At 70.5% G+C, this 15,070-nt stretch carries 12 protein-coding genes; all 12 read right to left on the bottom strand.

The window, feature by feature from the left end:
- Positions 1 to 112: 112 nt before the first annotated feature.
- Positions 113 to 1,708, bottom strand: coding sequence for a dipeptide ABC transporter ATP-binding protein (locus B072_RS0114945; RefSeq protein WP_026245844.1), 1,596 nt, complete (start codon positions 1,706 to 1,708; stop codon positions 113 to 115).
- On the bottom strand, positions 1,705 to 2,694 hold the full coding sequence (locus tag B072_RS0114940) for an ABC transporter permease (protein ID WP_018530763.1): 990 nt from the start codon (positions 2,692 to 2,694) through the stop codon (positions 1,705 to 1,707). Before B072_RS0114940 ends, B072_RS0114945 begins: the two co-directional genes overlap by 4 nt.
- Positions 2,691 to 3,710, bottom strand: coding sequence for an ABC transporter permease (locus B072_RS0114935; RefSeq protein WP_026245843.1), 1,020 nt, complete (start codon positions 3,708 to 3,710; stop codon positions 2,691 to 2,693). Before B072_RS0114935 ends, B072_RS0114940 begins: the two co-directional genes overlap by 4 nt.
- A 2-nt stretch (positions 3,711 to 3,712) precedes the next feature.
- Positions 3,713 to 5,434 (bottom strand): ABC transporter substrate-binding protein, encoded by a 1,722-nt coding sequence (locus B072_RS0114930; protein ID WP_026245842.1) that lies wholly within the window; start codon positions 5,432 to 5,434, stop codon positions 3,713 to 3,715.
- 167 nt (positions 5,435 to 5,601) lie between these two features.
- Positions 5,602 to 5,697 carry an Ms4533A family Cys-rich leader peptide gene (locus B072_RS49770; protein WP_324603826.1) on the bottom strand — a complete coding sequence of 32 codons (96 nt, stop codon included), beginning with the start codon at positions 5,695 to 5,697 and terminating at the stop codon, positions 5,602 to 5,604.
- A 265-nt stretch (positions 5,698 to 5,962) separates the two neighbouring features.
- A complete protein-coding gene (locus B072_RS0114925) occupies positions 5,963 to 7,486 on the bottom strand; it encodes an NCS1 family nucleobase:cation symporter-1 (protein ID WP_018530760.1) in 1,524 nt (507 codons plus the stop codon).
- A 114-nt stretch (positions 7,487 to 7,600) separates the two neighbouring features.
- Complete coding sequence (locus B072_RS0114920; RefSeq protein ID WP_018530759.1) at positions 7,601 to 8,623, bottom strand: TIGR03842 family LLM class F420-dependent oxidoreductase; 1,023 nt, start codon at positions 8,621 to 8,623, stop codon at positions 7,601 to 7,603.
- Positions 8,624 to 8,642: 19 nt separating this feature from the next.
- Positions 8,643 to 10,049 carry a dihydropyrimidinase gene (gene hydA / locus B072_RS0114915; RefSeq protein WP_018530758.1) on the bottom strand — a complete coding sequence of 469 codons (1,407 nt, stop codon included), beginning with the start codon at positions 10,047 to 10,049 and terminating at the stop codon, positions 8,643 to 8,645.
- Positions 10,050 to 10,078: 29 nt separating this feature from the next.
- The gene (locus B072_RS0114910; RefSeq protein WP_018530757.1) at positions 10,079 to 10,921 is read right to left on the bottom strand and encodes a nitrilase-related carbon-nitrogen hydrolase; all 843 of its coding nucleotides are present in this window, start codon (positions 10,919 to 10,921) and stop codon (positions 10,079 to 10,081) included.
- A gap of 111 nt (positions 10,922 to 11,032) precedes the next feature.
- Complete coding sequence (locus B072_RS0114905) at positions 11,033 to 12,586, bottom strand: PucR family transcriptional regulator (RefSeq protein WP_018530756.1); 1,554 nt, start codon at positions 12,584 to 12,586, stop codon at positions 11,033 to 11,035.
- A 151-nt stretch (positions 12,587 to 12,737) separates the two neighbouring features.
- Positions 12,738 to 14,015 carry an aspartate aminotransferase family protein gene (locus tag B072_RS0114900; RefSeq protein ID WP_018530755.1) on the bottom strand — a complete coding sequence of 426 codons (1,278 nt, stop codon included), beginning with the start codon at positions 14,013 to 14,015 and terminating at the stop codon, positions 12,738 to 12,740.
- A 60-nt stretch (positions 14,016 to 14,075) separates the two neighbouring features.
- Positions 14,076 to 14,918 (bottom strand): nitrilase-related carbon-nitrogen hydrolase, encoded by an 843-nt coding sequence (locus B072_RS0114895; RefSeq protein ID WP_018530754.1) that lies wholly within the window; start codon positions 14,916 to 14,918, stop codon positions 14,076 to 14,078.
- Positions 14,919 to 15,070 lie beyond the last annotated feature (152 nt).

Here is a 15,070-nt window from a genome sequence, read left to right as displayed (position 1 = left end):
TGTCCGGACGGACAACTCCCTTTACACGTACGTCACATGAGGCGGGCGCGCCACATGAAGCGGGCGCGTCGCATGAAGCGGGCGCGCCACAAGGCGGGGCATCGGCATCGCGTCACACCGCCGCCAGCTCCGCCCGCTCCGCGCGCCGCCGCGCCGCCCGCTCGGGGTCGAGCGCGGGGACGGCCGCGAGCAGTGCCTTGGTGTACGGGTCCTGCGGATCGGCGTACACCCGCTCCACGGGTCCCTCCTCCACGATCCGTCCCCGGCGCATCACGACGACCCGGTCGCTGACCTGTCGTACGACGGCGAGGTCGTGCGCGATGAAGACGAGGGAGAGGCCGAGCTCCCGCTGCAACTCGGCGAGCAGCGCCGTGACTTGGGCCTGTGTCGTCACATCGAGGGCGGAGACGGCCTCGTCGCAGACGATGAGGTCCGGCTCGGCGGCGAGGGCCCTGGCGATGCCGACGCGCTGGCGCTGGCCGCCGCTGAACTCGTGCGGGTAGCGGTCGTAGTGGGCCGGGTCGAGGCCGACCCGTGTCAGCAGGTCGCCCACCCGGGCCCGGATCGCCGGGTCGTCGAGCCGCCCGGCCGCGCGCAGCGGGTCGGCGACCGACTCGCCGATCGAGCGGCGCGGGTTGAGCGAGGAGACAGGGTCCTGGAAGACCATCTGGACCGTGGCCCGGCGGGTGAGGTCGCCGGAGGTGGGCTCCAGCAGGCCGACGAGGATCCGGCCGAGGGTGGTCTTGCCGCTGCCGCTCTCGCCGACGATGCCGAGCGTCTCGCCCCGGTGGACGGTGATCGAGACGTCGTCGACGGCGGCCTGCGCGGTCCTGCCCCTGCCGAACACCTGCCGGATGCCGGTGGCCTCGACGAGCGGGGCGTGCTCGGCGGCCTGCTGGTCGGGAGGCGTCTGCTCGTCCTTCGGCCCGGGACCGTCCGGGATCCGCGGCACCGCCGCCAGCAGGGCCCGGGTGTAGGGCTCGCTCGGGGCGGCGAGCACCTCGCGGACCGGTCCGCGTTCGACCGCCCGCCCGTTCTGCATGACCAGCACGTCGTCGACCGACTCGGCGGCGACGCCCACGTCGTGGGTGACCAGGAGCAGGCCCATGCCCGTCTCGCTGCGCAGCTGGTGCAGCAGGTCCAGGATCTGGGCCTGCACGGTGACGTCCAGGGCGGTGGTCGGCTCGTCGGCGATGAGGAGCTGGGGTTCGCAGGCCAGGGCCATCGCGATCAGGGCCCGCTGCCGCATGCCGCCGGAGAACTCGTGCGGCCTGGACCGGGAGCGGCGGGCCGCGTCCGGGATGCGGACCCGGTCGAGGACCTCGACGGCGCGGGCTCGCGCCGCCCGCCGGGAGACCTTGTGGTGGACCCGGTACACCTGGGCGATCTGGTCGCCGACCGCGTAGTACGGGTCGAGCGAGGACAGCGGGTCCTGGAAGACCATCGCGGCCTTGGCGCCCCGCAGGGCCCGCAGCTCCTTGTCGTCGGCGGCGTTGACGTCCACCCCGGCGACCCGGACCGAGCCGGAGACCTGGGCGCCGGTCCCCCGGTGCAGGCCGAGCAGGGCGTACGCGGAGGCGCTCTTGCCGGATCCGGACTCGCCGACGACACCGAGCGCGGCGCCGGGTTCGAGGGTGAACGACAGCTTGTCCACCGCCCGTACGTCGCCGAAGGAGATGGACAGATCGGTGACTTCCACCAGGCTCATGCGAGCACCACCCGTCGGTCGGCCAGCGCCTGGAGGACGTCCGCGACGGCGTTGGCGAGGACGACGAAGAATCCGGTGACGAGCACCAGACCGACGACGACCGGAAGGTCCACGTTCTTGACGGCTTCGACGAGTTCGCGGCAGATCCCCGGGATCCCGAAGAGGGACTCGGTGAGGACGGCGCCGCCGAACATCGCGCCGACGTCGAGCGCGCCGAGCGCGATCACCGGGGCGAGCGCCCCGCGCAGCGCGTGCCGGCGCACCAGCGTCCGCTCACTGACCCCGTACGCGCGGAAGGTGCGCACATGGTCCTCGGCGAGGGTCTCCAGCATCGACGCGCGGGTCATGCGGGCGTACGGGGCGGCGGAGACCAGGGCGAGGGAGATCCACGGCAGCAGCAGGTTCCAGGCCCACTGTTCGGGATCGTCGGTGAGCGGCACGTAGTCCGGGAACGGCAGGATCTGCAGCGCCGTGACGAGCACGATGATGAGCAGCAGACCGATGACGAAGACCGGGGTGGCCATGCCGGCCAGCGTGATCCAGGTGAGGATCCGCTCGGTGGGCCGGCCGCGCCGCCACACCGAGAGGATGCCGGTGCCGACGCCGAGCAGGATCCACAGCACGGCGCCGCCGAGAACGAGCGATGCGGTGGCCGGGAGCTTGGACAGGATCAGCTGGGTGACCTGCTGGTCGCTCTGGTAGGAGAGGCCGAGGCAGGGCGCCGAGCAGTGCTGCACGGTGGTGCCGGTCGAGTAGTCGCGGCCTGCGAAGAGCGCCTCGACGAAGTGCGCGTACTGGAGGTACAGCGGGTCGCCGAGGTGCAGCTGCTCGCTGACCTGGGCGACCTGGGCGGGCGAGCAGCGCGGACCGCAGGCGATCTGCGCGACGTTGCCCGGGGCGACGTAGAAGGCGGCGTAGACGACGACGCTCAGCGCGAAGAGCACGAACACCGCTCCCGCCAGCCGCCGGAGCAGGAAGCCGGTCATGCGCCCGCCTCCTTCTTCTGTTCCTTCTTCTGTTCCTTCTTGCGGCCGGTGCCGATCCGCAGCCGGGACTCGGCGCGCGGGTCGAGCGCGGTGCGCACGCCCTCGCCGAGGACGGTCAGCGCGAGCACGGTGACGAACAGCAGCAGGGCCGGGATCAGCAGATAGGTGGGCGCCGCCTGGTACCAGGTGTCGGCGTCACTGAGCATCTGTCCCCACGACGGGGTGGGCGGCTTGATGCCGACGCCGAGGAACGACAGGGCCGCCTCGACGACGATGTTCGCCGGGAAGAGCAGGACCGCGTACGTGATGACGGGCGCGGCGAGCGCGGGCAGCAGTTCGCGCTTGGCGATCTGCCAGGAGTTCCAGCCGCTGAGCCGGGCGGCGGCGACGTGGTCGCGCGACTTCAGGGACAGCGTCTGGGCCCGCACGATCTTCGAGATGCCGGACCAGCCGATGAGACCGACGACCACGGCGATGAGGACCGGGCGCGGGAAGCCGGCGGGCACGACGGCGAGCGCGCCGAGCGCGATGACCATGACGGGCAGGGCGACGACGACGTCGGTGACGCGGCTGAGCGCCTGGTCGACGTACCGGTTGCCGAGCCCGGCCGCGAGGCCGACGCCGGTGCCGATGACGACCTGCAGCACGGTGGCGGCGAGCGCGACGCCCAGCGAGACCCGGGCCCCGTACACGACGCGGGCGAACAGGTCGCGCCCGGTGAGGGGTTCGACGCCGAGCCAGTGCTGCCCGCTGATCCCGCCGAACGAGCCGAGCGGCACACCGCCGGTGGCGGAGTCGACGAGTGAGGCGTGGTACGTGGTCGGGTCCTGCCCCTCGATGGCGCTGAGCAGCGGCGCGGCGAGCGCGACGACGACGAGCAGGCCGACGATCACGGCGGCGACGAGGGTGGAGCGGCGGGCGCGGAGCCGCCGCCAGAAGGGGCGGCCCCCGGAGGCGGGGGCGGCCTCGACCGCCCCCGCCTCCTCGGCCGCTTCCACGAGGAGAGCTTCAGCCATGACTACTTGACCGCGACCTGCGAGATGTCGAGGACGCCGGTCCAGTCGCTGATGACGACGTTCTTGACGGCCGAGCCGTACAGGCGCTTGTAGACCGGGTGGAACAGCGGCACGGTCAGCGCCTGCTCACCGACCTTCTTGTCGAGCGCGCCCCAGCGCTGGGCGGCGGCCTTCAGGTCGGTCAGCTTGTTGATCTCGTCGATCTCCTTGTTGACCGAGGAGTCGTTCAGCTGGGCCGAGTTGAAGTTGTAGCCGGACTTCACGATCTGCCGTCCGTCGAAGATCGGCGCGAAGAACGGGCCGCCCGACGGCCAGTCCGCACCCCACGCGCTGAGGAAGAAGCCGGGCTCCTTCTTCACGTTGTAGATGGTGTCGGAGTAGTCGTTGTCCTCCAGGCCCTGGAGCTTGACGGTGATGCCGGCCTTCTTCAGCGCCTCCTGGATCGCGGTGGCGATCTCCGGGCTGGTGGCGAAGTTCTTGGCGTTGTTGTGCGTGAGGGTGACGGTCAGGCCCTTGGCGTAACCGGCCTCCTTCAGCAGCTGCTTGGCCTTGGCGGCGTTGCCGTTCTTCCCGGCCGGGAAGTGGTCGTAGGCCTGGTACCCGAAGGACGACTGGTCGGGCAGGAACGTGGTGGCGGGCTCGGCGAGCGACGAACCGCCGGCCGCGTTGACGACGGACGACCGGTCGATCGCGTACGAGATGGCCTGGCGCACCTTCGGGTTGTCGAACGGCTTCACCTTCGGGTTGAAGGCGATGTAGTTCGTGTAGCCGAAGTGGCCGGTGCCGACCCGGGCCGCGAGGTCCTTGTCGCCGCTGACCTTGGCGAGTTCGGCCGGGCCGAGGTTGGTGTCGGTGGTGACGGCGGCGGCGTCGGCGCCGCGCGAGGCGGAGAGCCGCTGGTTGATGACGGCGGAGTCGAGACCGGAGCGGACGTCGATCTTGTCGGGGTAGGCCTTGCGCTCCTTGTCGGTGGCGGCCGACCAGTACTTATTGCGCTCCAGGACGAGACGCTCGCCGTCGCCCTCGTTCTTGACGACCTTGTACGGGCCCGAGGAGACCGGGTGCTCCTCGTACTTGGTGCCGGTGTCCTTGGCCTTGGGCACCGGGGTGGTCTGCGTCTGCGTGGCCAGGTAGGGGAAGTCGCCCTCGGCCTTGTTCAGGTGGAAGACGATCGTCTTCGCGTCGGGCGTCTCGATCGAGTCGAGGCCCTTCTTGTCCTTGTACGGGCCCTCGTAGTCGGCGCCGCCGATCAGCCAGTCCCGCAGGTACGGCGCGCCGCCGGACAGCTCACCGGCGAACGATCTCTCGATGCCGTACTTGATGTCGGCGCTGGTGATCGTCGAGCCGTCCTCGTACTTGAGGCCGTCCTTCAGGTGGTACGTCCACACCGTGGCGTTCTTGCTGGGCGTGCCCAGGTCGGTCGCCAGGTCGGGCACGACCTTCGCACCGGCCGCGCCGTCCTCGCGGTTGCGCGTGGTGAGCGTACGGAAGACGAGGGAGGGGACGTTGCCGCCGCCGGAGGTGTAGAGCCGCGCGGGGTCGAAGTCCTCCTGCGGCTGGGCGTTGAGGACGCTGAGCGTGCCGCCCTTCTTGGGCGCACCCGCGGCGCCGTTGCCGCTCCCCTTGTCGCTGTCCTGGGGACCGCACGCGGCGGCGCCCACGGCAACGACGGAGACGGCCAGGGCCGCTGTCAGGCGACGCGATATGACGGACGGTTGACGCATCGGAAGGTGACCTTTCGGGGGTGCTGCTTGCGGAGGGGTGCACACAGGTGCGGAGGGGGTGCGGGCAGGCGGCGGCCACAGAGGTCACGGCCGGATGGTGAGACCACCGACCGGAATACGAGATGCCGACATGCCTGCGAGGGGAGGTTCGCGCGCTCGCGAAGGCGTCAGCAACAGTGATCGTCGGATACGCAGTGCCTGGTCACGCCGATGAGAGCCAGCTCTATGGCGGCTTGCTCGGCGATGACGGGACTGCGTGACATGACGAGGAATATGTCTCAGCGCTCGAGGGAAGTCAACAAAAGTCGAGACGGCGATCTCGCATATCGGACTCCCGGCGATCCGGCGGGCCCGGGAAGGCACCGACGGTCCGCGTTCGGCGCGGGAGACCGGACCCGCAGTCCCGGGCCTCTTGGTCCCACCAAGTCGGCTGCTGTGCAGGGGCTTTGACCTGCCACGCACAGCGAAGGGCGGCCTCCCGCCGCGTTCGAGCGCGACGCGACGGGAGGCCGCCCCAGGTGTTTCAGGTCACACGCGGGCCCGCTGTCCACTCCCGGCCATCAGCGCCACGTAGACGAGCAACGACGCCCCGAGCCCTACGGCCCACCCGTAGTCCGCGAGCGGCTTGAGGAACGGGATGATGCCGTCGACAGGGAACGGCCCCGCCTTGTTCCCCTTCGCGTCGAGCGTCGAGTACGAGCCGCCGACGGCCAGCACCCCACCCACGGCGAACGCGGTGACGGCCCGCCAGTTCCAGCCGCCCGAGTACCAGTAGCGGCCGCCCTCCAGGTACAGGTCGGCGAGGTGCAGCACGGTCCGGCGGATGATCCAGTAGTCGGCGATCAGGATTCCGGCCACCGTGCCGAGCAGCCCGCCCACGACGCCCAGCCAGGTGAAGATGTACAGCTCGGGAGTGGACGTCAGCTTCCACGGCATGACCAGCACACCGACGACGCCCGTGATGATCGCGCCCGTCCTGAAGTTGATGATCTTCGGGGCGAGGTTGGCGAGGTCGTACGCGGGTGAGACGACATTCGCGGCGATATTCACCGAAATCGTCGCGACGAAGACCGTGATGAGGGCGAACAGCAGCCCGAAGACGTTGTCGGTCTTGCCGGCCAGCGCGACCGGGTCCCAGATCGCCGCGCCGTACACCCTCTCCGAACCGGCCGTCACCAGCACCGACATGAGCGCGAACAAGGTCATGGTTGTAGGCAAACCGAGCGTTTGCCCCCAGACCTGCGCCTTCTGCCCCTTCCCGAAGCGCGTGAAGTCGGGGATGTTCAGCGACAGGGTCGACCAGAAACCGATCATGCCCATCAGGCCCGGGAAGAAGACCTTCCAGAAGTCCGGGCCCCAGCCGACCTTCGACGGCTCGTGCAGCAGCGGCCCGAACCCGCCCGCCTTGTTCGCGATCCACACGAGCAGCACCACCGCGCCGACGAGGACGAACGGCGCCGCCCAGTTCTCGAAGCGGCGCAGGGTGTCCATCCCCCGGTAGATGATGGCGAGTTCGAGCACCCAGAAGATGACGAAGCAGAGCCAGAGGGTCCAGGGGTAGCCGCCGATCTGCCCGGCGTCGGCCCAGCCGCCGAAGATCTTGCCCAGGAGTACGAAGATGCCCTGGCCGCCGATCCACGTCTGGATGCCGAACCAGCAGCAGGCCACCGCCGCCCGCACCATGGCCGGCAGGTTCGCGCCCCGCACCCCGAAGCTGGCCCGCGCCAGGACCGGGAAGGGTATGCCGTACTTCGGTCCCGCGTGCCCGGTCAGCAGCATCGGCAGCAGCACGATCACGTTCGCGAGGCCGATGGTCAGCACCGCCTGCTTCCAGTCCATGCCGAGCGCCACCAGGCCCGAGGCCAGCGTCCAGGACGGGATGCAGTGGGCCATGCCGATCCACAGCGCCACGAAGTTGTACGTGGTCCAGCGGCGCTCGGCGAGCGGCACGGGCCGCAGGTCGTCGTTGGCGTAGCGGCTGCCCGCCGGGTAGGCGTCGGCGGTCAGTTCGACGGCCGGGGCGGACGACGGTGGTGGCGCGGTGTCGGTCATGCGCGGTCCCTTCAGGACGGGTTCAGGACGGACGGGGAGGGGGGCGGGGGAACTGTGCGGGCATGCGGGTGCCGTGAACTTCCTTGTGCCGTGCGGGAATTGCTAAGCCGGGGATCATGCGTTCACCACCGGGATCACCTCCCGGCCGTACCGCTCGATCACCGATTCCTTCGCGTCGTGCATCGCGTACACCGCGAACTGGTCCACGCCCAACTCCCTGAGCGCGCGCAGCTTTTCGATGTGCGCGGAGGGCGGGCCGATGAGACAGAACCGGTCGACGATCTCGTCCGGCACGAACTTGGTGTCCGGGTTGCCGGAGCGGCCGTGGTGCGCGTAGTCGTAGCCCTCGCGGGACTTGATGTACTCCGTCAGCTCCTCCGGGACCATGTCGGAGTGCGCCCCGTACTTGGACACCAGGTCCGCCACGTGGTTGCCGACCATGCCGCCGAACCAGCGGCACTGCTCGCGCGCGTGGGCGAGGGCCTGCGGCGAGTCGTCCTCCGTGACGTACGCCGGCGCGGCGACACAGATCTTCACCGCCGACGGGTCCCGGCCCGCCGCCACCGCCGCGTCCCGCACCGCCTGCACCATCCACCGGGTCAGGAACGGATCGGCGAGCTGCAGGATGAAGCCGTCGGCCTCCTCGCCCGTCATCTTCAGCGCCTTCGGCCCGTACGCGGCCATCCACACGGGGAGTTCGGCGCCCTCGCGCACCCACGGGAACCGCACGACGGCCCCGCCGCCGAGGTCGGCCTCGTCGCCCCGCGCCAGCGCGCGGATCACCTTCATGGCGCCGCTGATCCGGGCGAGGGTGTTCGGCGTGCGCCCGGCCACCCGCATCGCGGAGTCGCCGCGCCCGATGCCGCACACGGTGCGGTTGCCGTACATGTCGTTCAGCGTCGCGAAGGTCGAGGCGGTGACCTCCCAGGTCCGGGTGCCCGGGTTCGTCACCATCGGGCCGACGATCAGCCGCTCGGTCTCGGCGAGGATCCGGCTGTAGATGACGAACGGCTCCTGCCACAGGACGCACGAGTCGAAGGTCCACCCGTGTGTGAACCCGGCGCCCTCCGCGCGCTTCATCAACTCCACGACCCCGGAAGCCGGCGGGTCGGTCTGCAGGACGAGTCCGAAGTCCATGATGTGTTCCCTCACTTGCTCAGTTCAGGTACTGACAGGTGGAGCGCGGGGTGTACGTGCCGTGGCCGGCGCGGCCCGTGAACTCCCGGTTCGTGATGACGAGTTCACCGCGCGAGAGGACCGACTCCACCCGGCCGGTCAGGCGCTTGCCCTCGTACGCGGAGTAGTCGACGTTCATGTGGTGCGTCTCGGCGCTGACCGTCTGCTCGGCGTGCGGGTCGTAGATCACGATGTCCGCGTCCGCGCCGGGCGCGATCGTGCCCTTCTTGGGGTACAGGCCGAACATCCTGGCCGGGGTCGCGCAGGCGATCTCGATCCAGCGGCGGCGCGAGAGGTGGCCGTCGACGACCGCCTGGTGCAGCAGGTCCATGCGGTTCTCGACGCCCGGCATGCCGTTGGGGATCTTGGAGAAGTCGCCGCGGCCCAGCTCCTTCTGGCCGACGAAGCAGAACGGGCAGTGGTCGGTGGAGACCACCTGGAGGTCGTTGGTGCGCAGGCCGCGCCAGAGCGCCGCCTGATGGTCCTTGGGGCGAAGCGGCGTCGAGCACACGTACTTGGCGCCCTCGAAGTCCGGCTCGGCGAGGTTGTCCGTGGACAGGAACAGGTACTGCGGGCAGGTCTCGCCGAAGACGTTCAGACCCTCGTCGCGGGCGCGCGCCAGCTCCGCGACCGCCTCCTGCGCCGACACGTGGACGACGTACAGCGGCGCCCCGGCCACCTGCGCGAGCTTGATCGCGCGGTGGGTCGCCTCGGCCTCCAGGAGGGCCTTCCTGACCTCGCCGTGGTGGCGCGGGTCGGTCTCGCCGCGGGCGAGGGCCTGCTCGACGAGGACGTCGATCGCGATGCCGTTCTCGGCGTGCATCATGATCAGGCCGCCGTTCTCACCGGCGCGCTGCATGGCACGCAGGATCTGGCCGTCGTCGGAGTAGAAGACGCCCGGGTAGGCCATGAACTGCTTGAAAGAGGTGACGCCCTCCCCCACCAGCAGATCCATCTCCTTCAGGGTGTCCTCGTTCACGTCCGAGACGATCATGTGGAAGCCGTAGTCGACGGCGCACTGCCCGTCCGCCTTGGCGTACCAGGCGTCGAGGCCCTCGCGCAGACTGCGGCCCACGGACTGGATCGCGAAGTCCACGATCGTGGTGGTGCCGCCCCAGGCGGCGGCCCGCGTCCCCGTCTCGAAGGTGTCCGCGGCGTACGTGCCGCCGAACGGCATCTCCATGTGGGTGTGCGCGTCGACGCCGCCCGGGATGACGTACTTCTGACTCGCGTCGATGGTGCGCGCGTCCGTCCAGGACGCGGCGGTGTCGCTGCCGCTGGCCGCGAGGGCCACGACGCGGCCGTCCTCGACGAGGACGTCGGCGTGCATCTCGTCGGCGGCGGTGACGACGAGACCACCGCGGATGACGGTACGGACGGCGCTCATGCTCTCCTCCAGGTACGTGCGTACGGGTGCTACGGGCGGGTCAGGGGCTCGTACGCCTGCGGGGCGCGGTCGCGGTAGAACTGCCAGCGGTCGCGGACCTCGCGCAGCTTGGCAATGTCGAGGTCGCGGACGACGAGTTCGGACGCCTTGTCGTCGGCGACCTCGCCGACGAACCGCCCCTCGGGGTCGACGAAGTAGGACGTGCCGTAGAAGTCGTTGTCGCCGTAACTCTCGACGCCGACGCGGTTGATGGCGCCGACGAAGTACTCGTTGGCGACGGCGGCGGCCGGCTGTTCCAGCTGCCACAGGTAGCGGGACAGGCCGCGCGAGGTGGCCGACGGGTTGAAGACGATCTGGGCGCCTTCGAGGCCGAGCGCGCGCCAGCCCTCGGGGAAGTGGCGGTCGTAGCAGATGTAGACACCGATCTTGCCGACGGCGGTGTCGAAGACGGGCCAGCCGCTGTTGCCCGGGCGGAAGTAGAACTTCTCCCAGAAGCCCTTCACCTGCGGGATGTGGGTCTTGCGGTACTTGCCGAGGTAGGTGCCGTCGGCGTCGATGACCGCGGCCGTGTTGTAGAGGACGCCCGGCTGCTCCTCCTCGTACATGGGCAGGACGAGGACGATGCCGTGCTCGCGGGCCAGGTCCTGGAAGCGCCGCACGATGGGCCCGTCGGGGACGGCCTCGGCGTACTCGTAGAACGCGGGGTCCTGAACCTGGCAGAAGTACGGGCCGTAGAACAGCTCCTGGAAGCAGAGGACTTGAGCGCCCTGTGCGGCGGCGTCACGAACGGCCTGTTCGTGCACCTTGATCATGGATTCCTTGTCGCCGGTCCATGCGGTCTGGAAGATCGCGGCGCGGATCACGGGGCTCATCTGGACCTCCGGACGGTCGGGGTGCTCGGTGTGCCCACGACGATAGGAAGCCGTTCCCACGCCGCCGAGTTGCACCGTGTCACGTCCGGGGGCGGATGCCGTGTCACCGTGTCACGCCCCGTGCTGCGCGTCGTGGGCGAGCAGGGCGATGTGCACGGACGCGGCCTGCTCGAAGTCGTCGAGGTCGATGCCGAGGAGGGTCTCGATGACTTCGAGGCGTCGGTAGAGGGCGGGGCGGCTCATGTGCTCGATCTGGGCGGTGCGGGACTTGTTGCGGCCGGTCGCGAGGTACGTGCGCAGGACCGGCAGGAGCGCGTCGGCGTCGTCCGCGTACAGCAGACCGTCCAACTCCCGCTCGGCGAAGGACAGGACGCGCGGGTCGTCGCGGAGCAGTCGCATCAGTCCGCGCAGGCGTACGTCACGGAGGCGGACCACCGGCGGCAGGTCGGGCGGGGCCCCGGCGACCGCGTCGGCCACGTGCAGCGCCTCCTGGAGTCCCGCCGGCACGTCCTCCCAGCCGGTGCAGGCGGGCCCGGCGGCGACCACGGCGGGAGCGCCGGTCTCGGCGCGCAGACGGGCCGCGAAGTGGACGGCGAGGGGCTCGGTCGCCTGGTCGCGGGCGAGGCTGAGCAGGACCGCGGTGGCGCCCTCGGCGATCTCGGCGACCAGCGAGGGCATGCCCAACAGCCGCAGTACGCGCTCCAGTTGGGCGGCGTCGCCGTCGCGGACGACGAGGGGGACGAAGGTGCGGCGGTTGACGGGGAGGCCCGCCGCCCGTGCGCGGGGCAGGAGTTGGCGGGCCGGGACGGCGCCGGAGACCAGGTCCGCGAGCAGGCACCGCGCCGACTGCTCCTCCCAGGTGGTGGCCGCGGAGCCGGCGAGCAGGCGGTGCAGGACGAGGGCCTCGGCGGCCCGGTCGGCGAGCAGCCGGCCGGAGGAGCCGTCGCCGCGGTAGCCGCACAGGACGACCGAGCCCCAGCGTTCGCCGCGCCCGCCGAGGTCGGCGCGGAGCCAGCCCTCGCCGTCGACGCCGCCCGGCTGCCGGGCGATGCGGTCCCAGTCGCGCAGGACGTCGTCCACGGCGGGGCGTTCGCCGGCCGTGGCCAGCACACGGTGGGCGAGGTTCGTGACGATCACCGGGCAGGCGCTGTGCGCGGCGACCTCGTCGAGGAGGGCCTGGAGCGGGGCGCCCGCCGTGATCAGTGCGGTGAGGGCCGTACGGATGCCCTCGGAGAGGCTGACGGCCGCGAACTTCCTCCGTACCAGGCGGGATTGGACCTCCTCCGTCAGCTCGGCGAAGGGGAAGGGGCGGTGCAGGACCACCATGGGCAGGCCGTAGCGCTCGGCCGCCCTGCGCATGTCCTCCGGCGGGGCGGGGAAGGCGCGGCCCAGGCCGAGGACGAGGGCCGCGGCCTCCGCGCGGTGCAGGGACTTGATGTACTCGGTCCGGGTGTGTGCGTCGCCCGCGAGCAGGACGCCCGTGGTGAGGATCATCTCGCCGCCGGTGAGCATGACGCCGACGTCCGCGGCCTCCGCCACGTGGACCCAGCGGACGGGGCGGTCGAGGTGGTCGGCCGCCGCGACCACCTCCGGTTCGCCGGCCGCGATGCGTTCCAGGGCGAGTATCTGCCGTACGGACAGGGCGTGTTCGGTGGCGGTGGCCATCGGGCCGCCTCCCTCCTTGTTGCTCGGCTCCTCGCCTTGGGGGCTTCTCTTGTCGGCCGTGTGCGCGTACGTCGCGGTTGCTCGCGCTCACGCGGCGGAGCCGCATGCTGAATACAGCCCCGCGCCCCTTACGGGGCCCATCCCCTCGGCCCTATGACACGTCCCGCAGCGCCCCCTCCAGGATCGCCGCGCCCTCCTCCGCCTCCGCCACCGTCAGGGACAGGGGCGGGGCGATGCGCAGGACGCTGGTGTCGTGGCCGCCGCCCTTGCCGATCAGGAGGCCCGCCTCGCGGCACGCCTCGAGGACCGCGCCCGCGACCGTGCGCGTCGGGTCGTCCAGTTCCACGCCGATCATCAGGCCCCGGCCGCGCACCTCGCGCACGACGGGAGTGGTCGCCGCGATGGCGCGCAGACGCTCGATGAGGAGGCCGCCGACACGGCGGGCGTTGCCCTGGAGGTCGTGTTCCAGGAGGTAGGAGAGGTTGGCGAGGCCCGCGGCCATCGTGACCGGGGAGCCGCCGAACGTCGAGATGGAGTTGGCGTCAAGGGTGTTCATGACGTCGGCCCGCGCCACCACCCCGCCGATCGACATGCCGTTGCCGATGCCCTTGGCGAAGGTGAGGATGTCCGGCGGGCCCGACCGGCCGTGCGCCTGCCAGCCCCAGAAGTGGTCACCGGTGCGGCCCCAGCCGGTCTGCACCTCGTCCGAGATCCACAGGATGCCGTGCTCCCTGAGGACCTCGCGGAAGCGCGCGTACAGACCGTCGGGCGGCGACGTGAAGCCGCCGACCCCCTGGATCGGCTCGGCGATCAGCGCCGCCACGTCACCGCGCGTCTGGCCGAGCATGTCGCGCAGGTCGGCGACGCAGGCCTCGGTGAACTCGGCGTCGCTCAGGTGCGCGTACGGTCCCCGGCCGCGGACACCGCCATGGACGTAGAGCGTCTGGAGCGGGGACAGGCTGGTCGGCGACCAGCCCTGGTTGCCGGTGATGCCGACGGCCGCGAACGAGCGGCCGTGGTAGCTGTTGCGCATCGCCAGGATCTGGTTCGAGCGGCGGTACGCGGTGGCGAGCAGCAGCGCCGTGTCGTTGGCCTCGGTCCCGGACGTCGTGAAGAAGACGCGGGCGTCCGGGATGCCCGACAACTGGGCGACGCGCTCGGCGAGTTCGACCATCGGACGGTTCAGGTACAGGGTCGAGGAGTGGATGATCCGGGAGGCCTGTTCGGCCACCGCTTTCGTGACTTCCGGCAGCGCGTGCGCGGTCATCGTGGTGAGGATGCCGCCGAAGAAGTCGAGGTACTTCTTCCCGTCGGCGTCCCACACGTGGCGGCCCTCGCCGTGTGTCAGCTCGATCGGGTCGGCGTAGTACAGGGCCAGCCAGTCGGGGAGAACGGCGCGGTGGCGGGCGTGCAGGGAGGTGTTGTTCACGGGTGCGGCGTCCCTTCGTCGATCACGGCTCGGGCGGGTTCGCTTCACTGTCTCGCTACGTCACGGCTGGACGAGTCCGTCGTACGCGTCGGGGCGGCGGTCGCGGTAGAACGCCCACTGCTGCCGGACCTCGTCGATGAGGTCGAAGTCCAGGTCGCGGACGAGGAGTTCCTCGGCCTTGTCGCTGGCCGCGTCGCCGACGAGCTGGCCGCGCGGGTCGACGAAGTAGGAGGTGCCGTAGAAGTCGTTGTCGCCGTAACTCTCGACGCCGACGCGGTTGATGGCGGCCACGAAGTACTCGTTGGCGACGGCGGCCGCGGGCTGCTCCAGCTGCCACAGGTAGGCGGACAGACCGCGTGAGGTGGCCGACGGGTTGTAGACCAGCTGCGCGCCGTTCAGGCCCAACTGCCGCCAGCCTTCCGGGAAGTGGCGGTCGTAGCAGATGTACACGCCGATCCGGCCGACCGCGGTCTCGAAGACCGGCCAGCCCAGGTTCCCCGGCTTGAAGTAGTACTTCTCCCAGAAGCCCTTCACCTGCGGGATGTGGTGCTTGCGGTACTTGCCGAGGTACGTGCCGTCGGCGTCGATCACGGCGGCGGTGTTGAAGTAGAAGCCGGACTGCTCGACCTCGAAGACGGGGACGACGATCACCATGCCGGTCTCGCGGGCGAGTGCGCACATGCGGGTGACGGTCGGCCCTTCGGGGACCGGCTCGGCCCAACGGTAGTGCTCGGCCTCCTGGACCTGGCAGAAGTAGGGGGCGTTGAAGACCTCCTGGAAGCCGATGATCTGCGCGCCCTGCCGGGCCGCCTCGCGGGCGTGCTCCTCGTGCTTGGCGATCATGGATTCGGTGTCGCCCGTCCAGGTGGCCTGGACGAGTGCGGCGCGTACGACGTGGGCCATGAGCCGCTCCTTTGCCTGAGCCTCTACGCCCGTAGACCGGGTGGTAGAGGGACGAACGTAAGCCCACCCGGAAGGCTTGCCAAGACCATCGTCGTTAACCCGCTGGATCGATCATGTTTCACACCCGAGCGGGTGACGGTCCGGCGTCGTGG

Source organism: Streptomyces sp. HmicA12, assembly GCF_000373565.1.
Classification (GTDB): domain Bacteria; phylum Actinomycetota; class Actinomycetes; order Streptomycetales; family Streptomycetaceae; genus Streptomyces.
The sequence above is the reverse complement of the archived record's forward strand: the minus strand, read 5'-3'. Positions and strand labels throughout refer to the sequence as shown.

What these genes read in the sequence shown, in the direction of transcription:
- B072_RS0114935 (WP_026245843.1), bottom strand. Translation starts at nt 3,710, where the DNA reads ATGGCTGAAGCTCTCCTCGTGGAAGCGGCCGAGGAGGCGGGGGCGGTC.
- B072_RS0114905 (WP_018530756.1), bottom strand. Translation starts at nt 12,586, where the DNA reads ATGGCCACCGCCACCGAACACGCCCTGTCCGTACGGCAGATACTCGCC.
- B072_RS0114920 (WP_018530759.1), bottom strand. Translation starts at nt 8,623, where the DNA reads ATGGACTTCGGACTCGTCCTGCAGACCGACCCGCCGGCTTCCGGGGTC.
- hydA (WP_018530758.1), bottom strand. Translation starts at nt 10,049, where the DNA reads ATGAGCGCCGTCCGTACCGTCATCCGCGGTGGTCTCGTCGTCACCGCC.
- B072_RS0114910 (WP_018530757.1), bottom strand. Translation starts at nt 10,921, where the DNA reads ATGAGCCCCGTGATCCGCGCCGCGATCTTCCAGACCGCATGGACCGGC.
- B072_RS49770 (WP_324603826.1), bottom strand. Translation starts at nt 5,697, where the DNA reads ATGTCACGCAGTCCCGTCATCGCCGAGCAAGCCGCCATAGAGCTGGCT.
- B072_RS0114925 (WP_018530760.1), bottom strand. Translation starts at nt 7,486, where the DNA reads ATGACCGACACCGCGCCACCACCGTCGTCCGCCCCGGCCGTCGAACTG.
- B072_RS0114930 (WP_026245842.1), bottom strand. Translation starts at nt 5,434, where the DNA reads ATGCGTCAACCGTCCGTCATATCGCGTCGCCTGACAGCGGCCCTGGCC.
- B072_RS0114895 (WP_018530754.1), bottom strand. Translation starts at nt 14,918, where the DNA reads ATGGCCCACGTCGTACGCGCCGCACTCGTCCAGGCCACCTGGACGGGC.
- B072_RS0114945 (WP_026245844.1), bottom strand. Translation starts at nt 1,708, where the DNA reads ATGAGCCTGGTGGAAGTCACCGATCTGTCCATCTCCTTCGGCGACGTA.
- B072_RS0114940 (WP_018530763.1), bottom strand. Translation starts at nt 2,694, where the DNA reads ATGACCGGCTTCCTGCTCCGGCGGCTGGCGGGAGCGGTGTTCGTGCTC.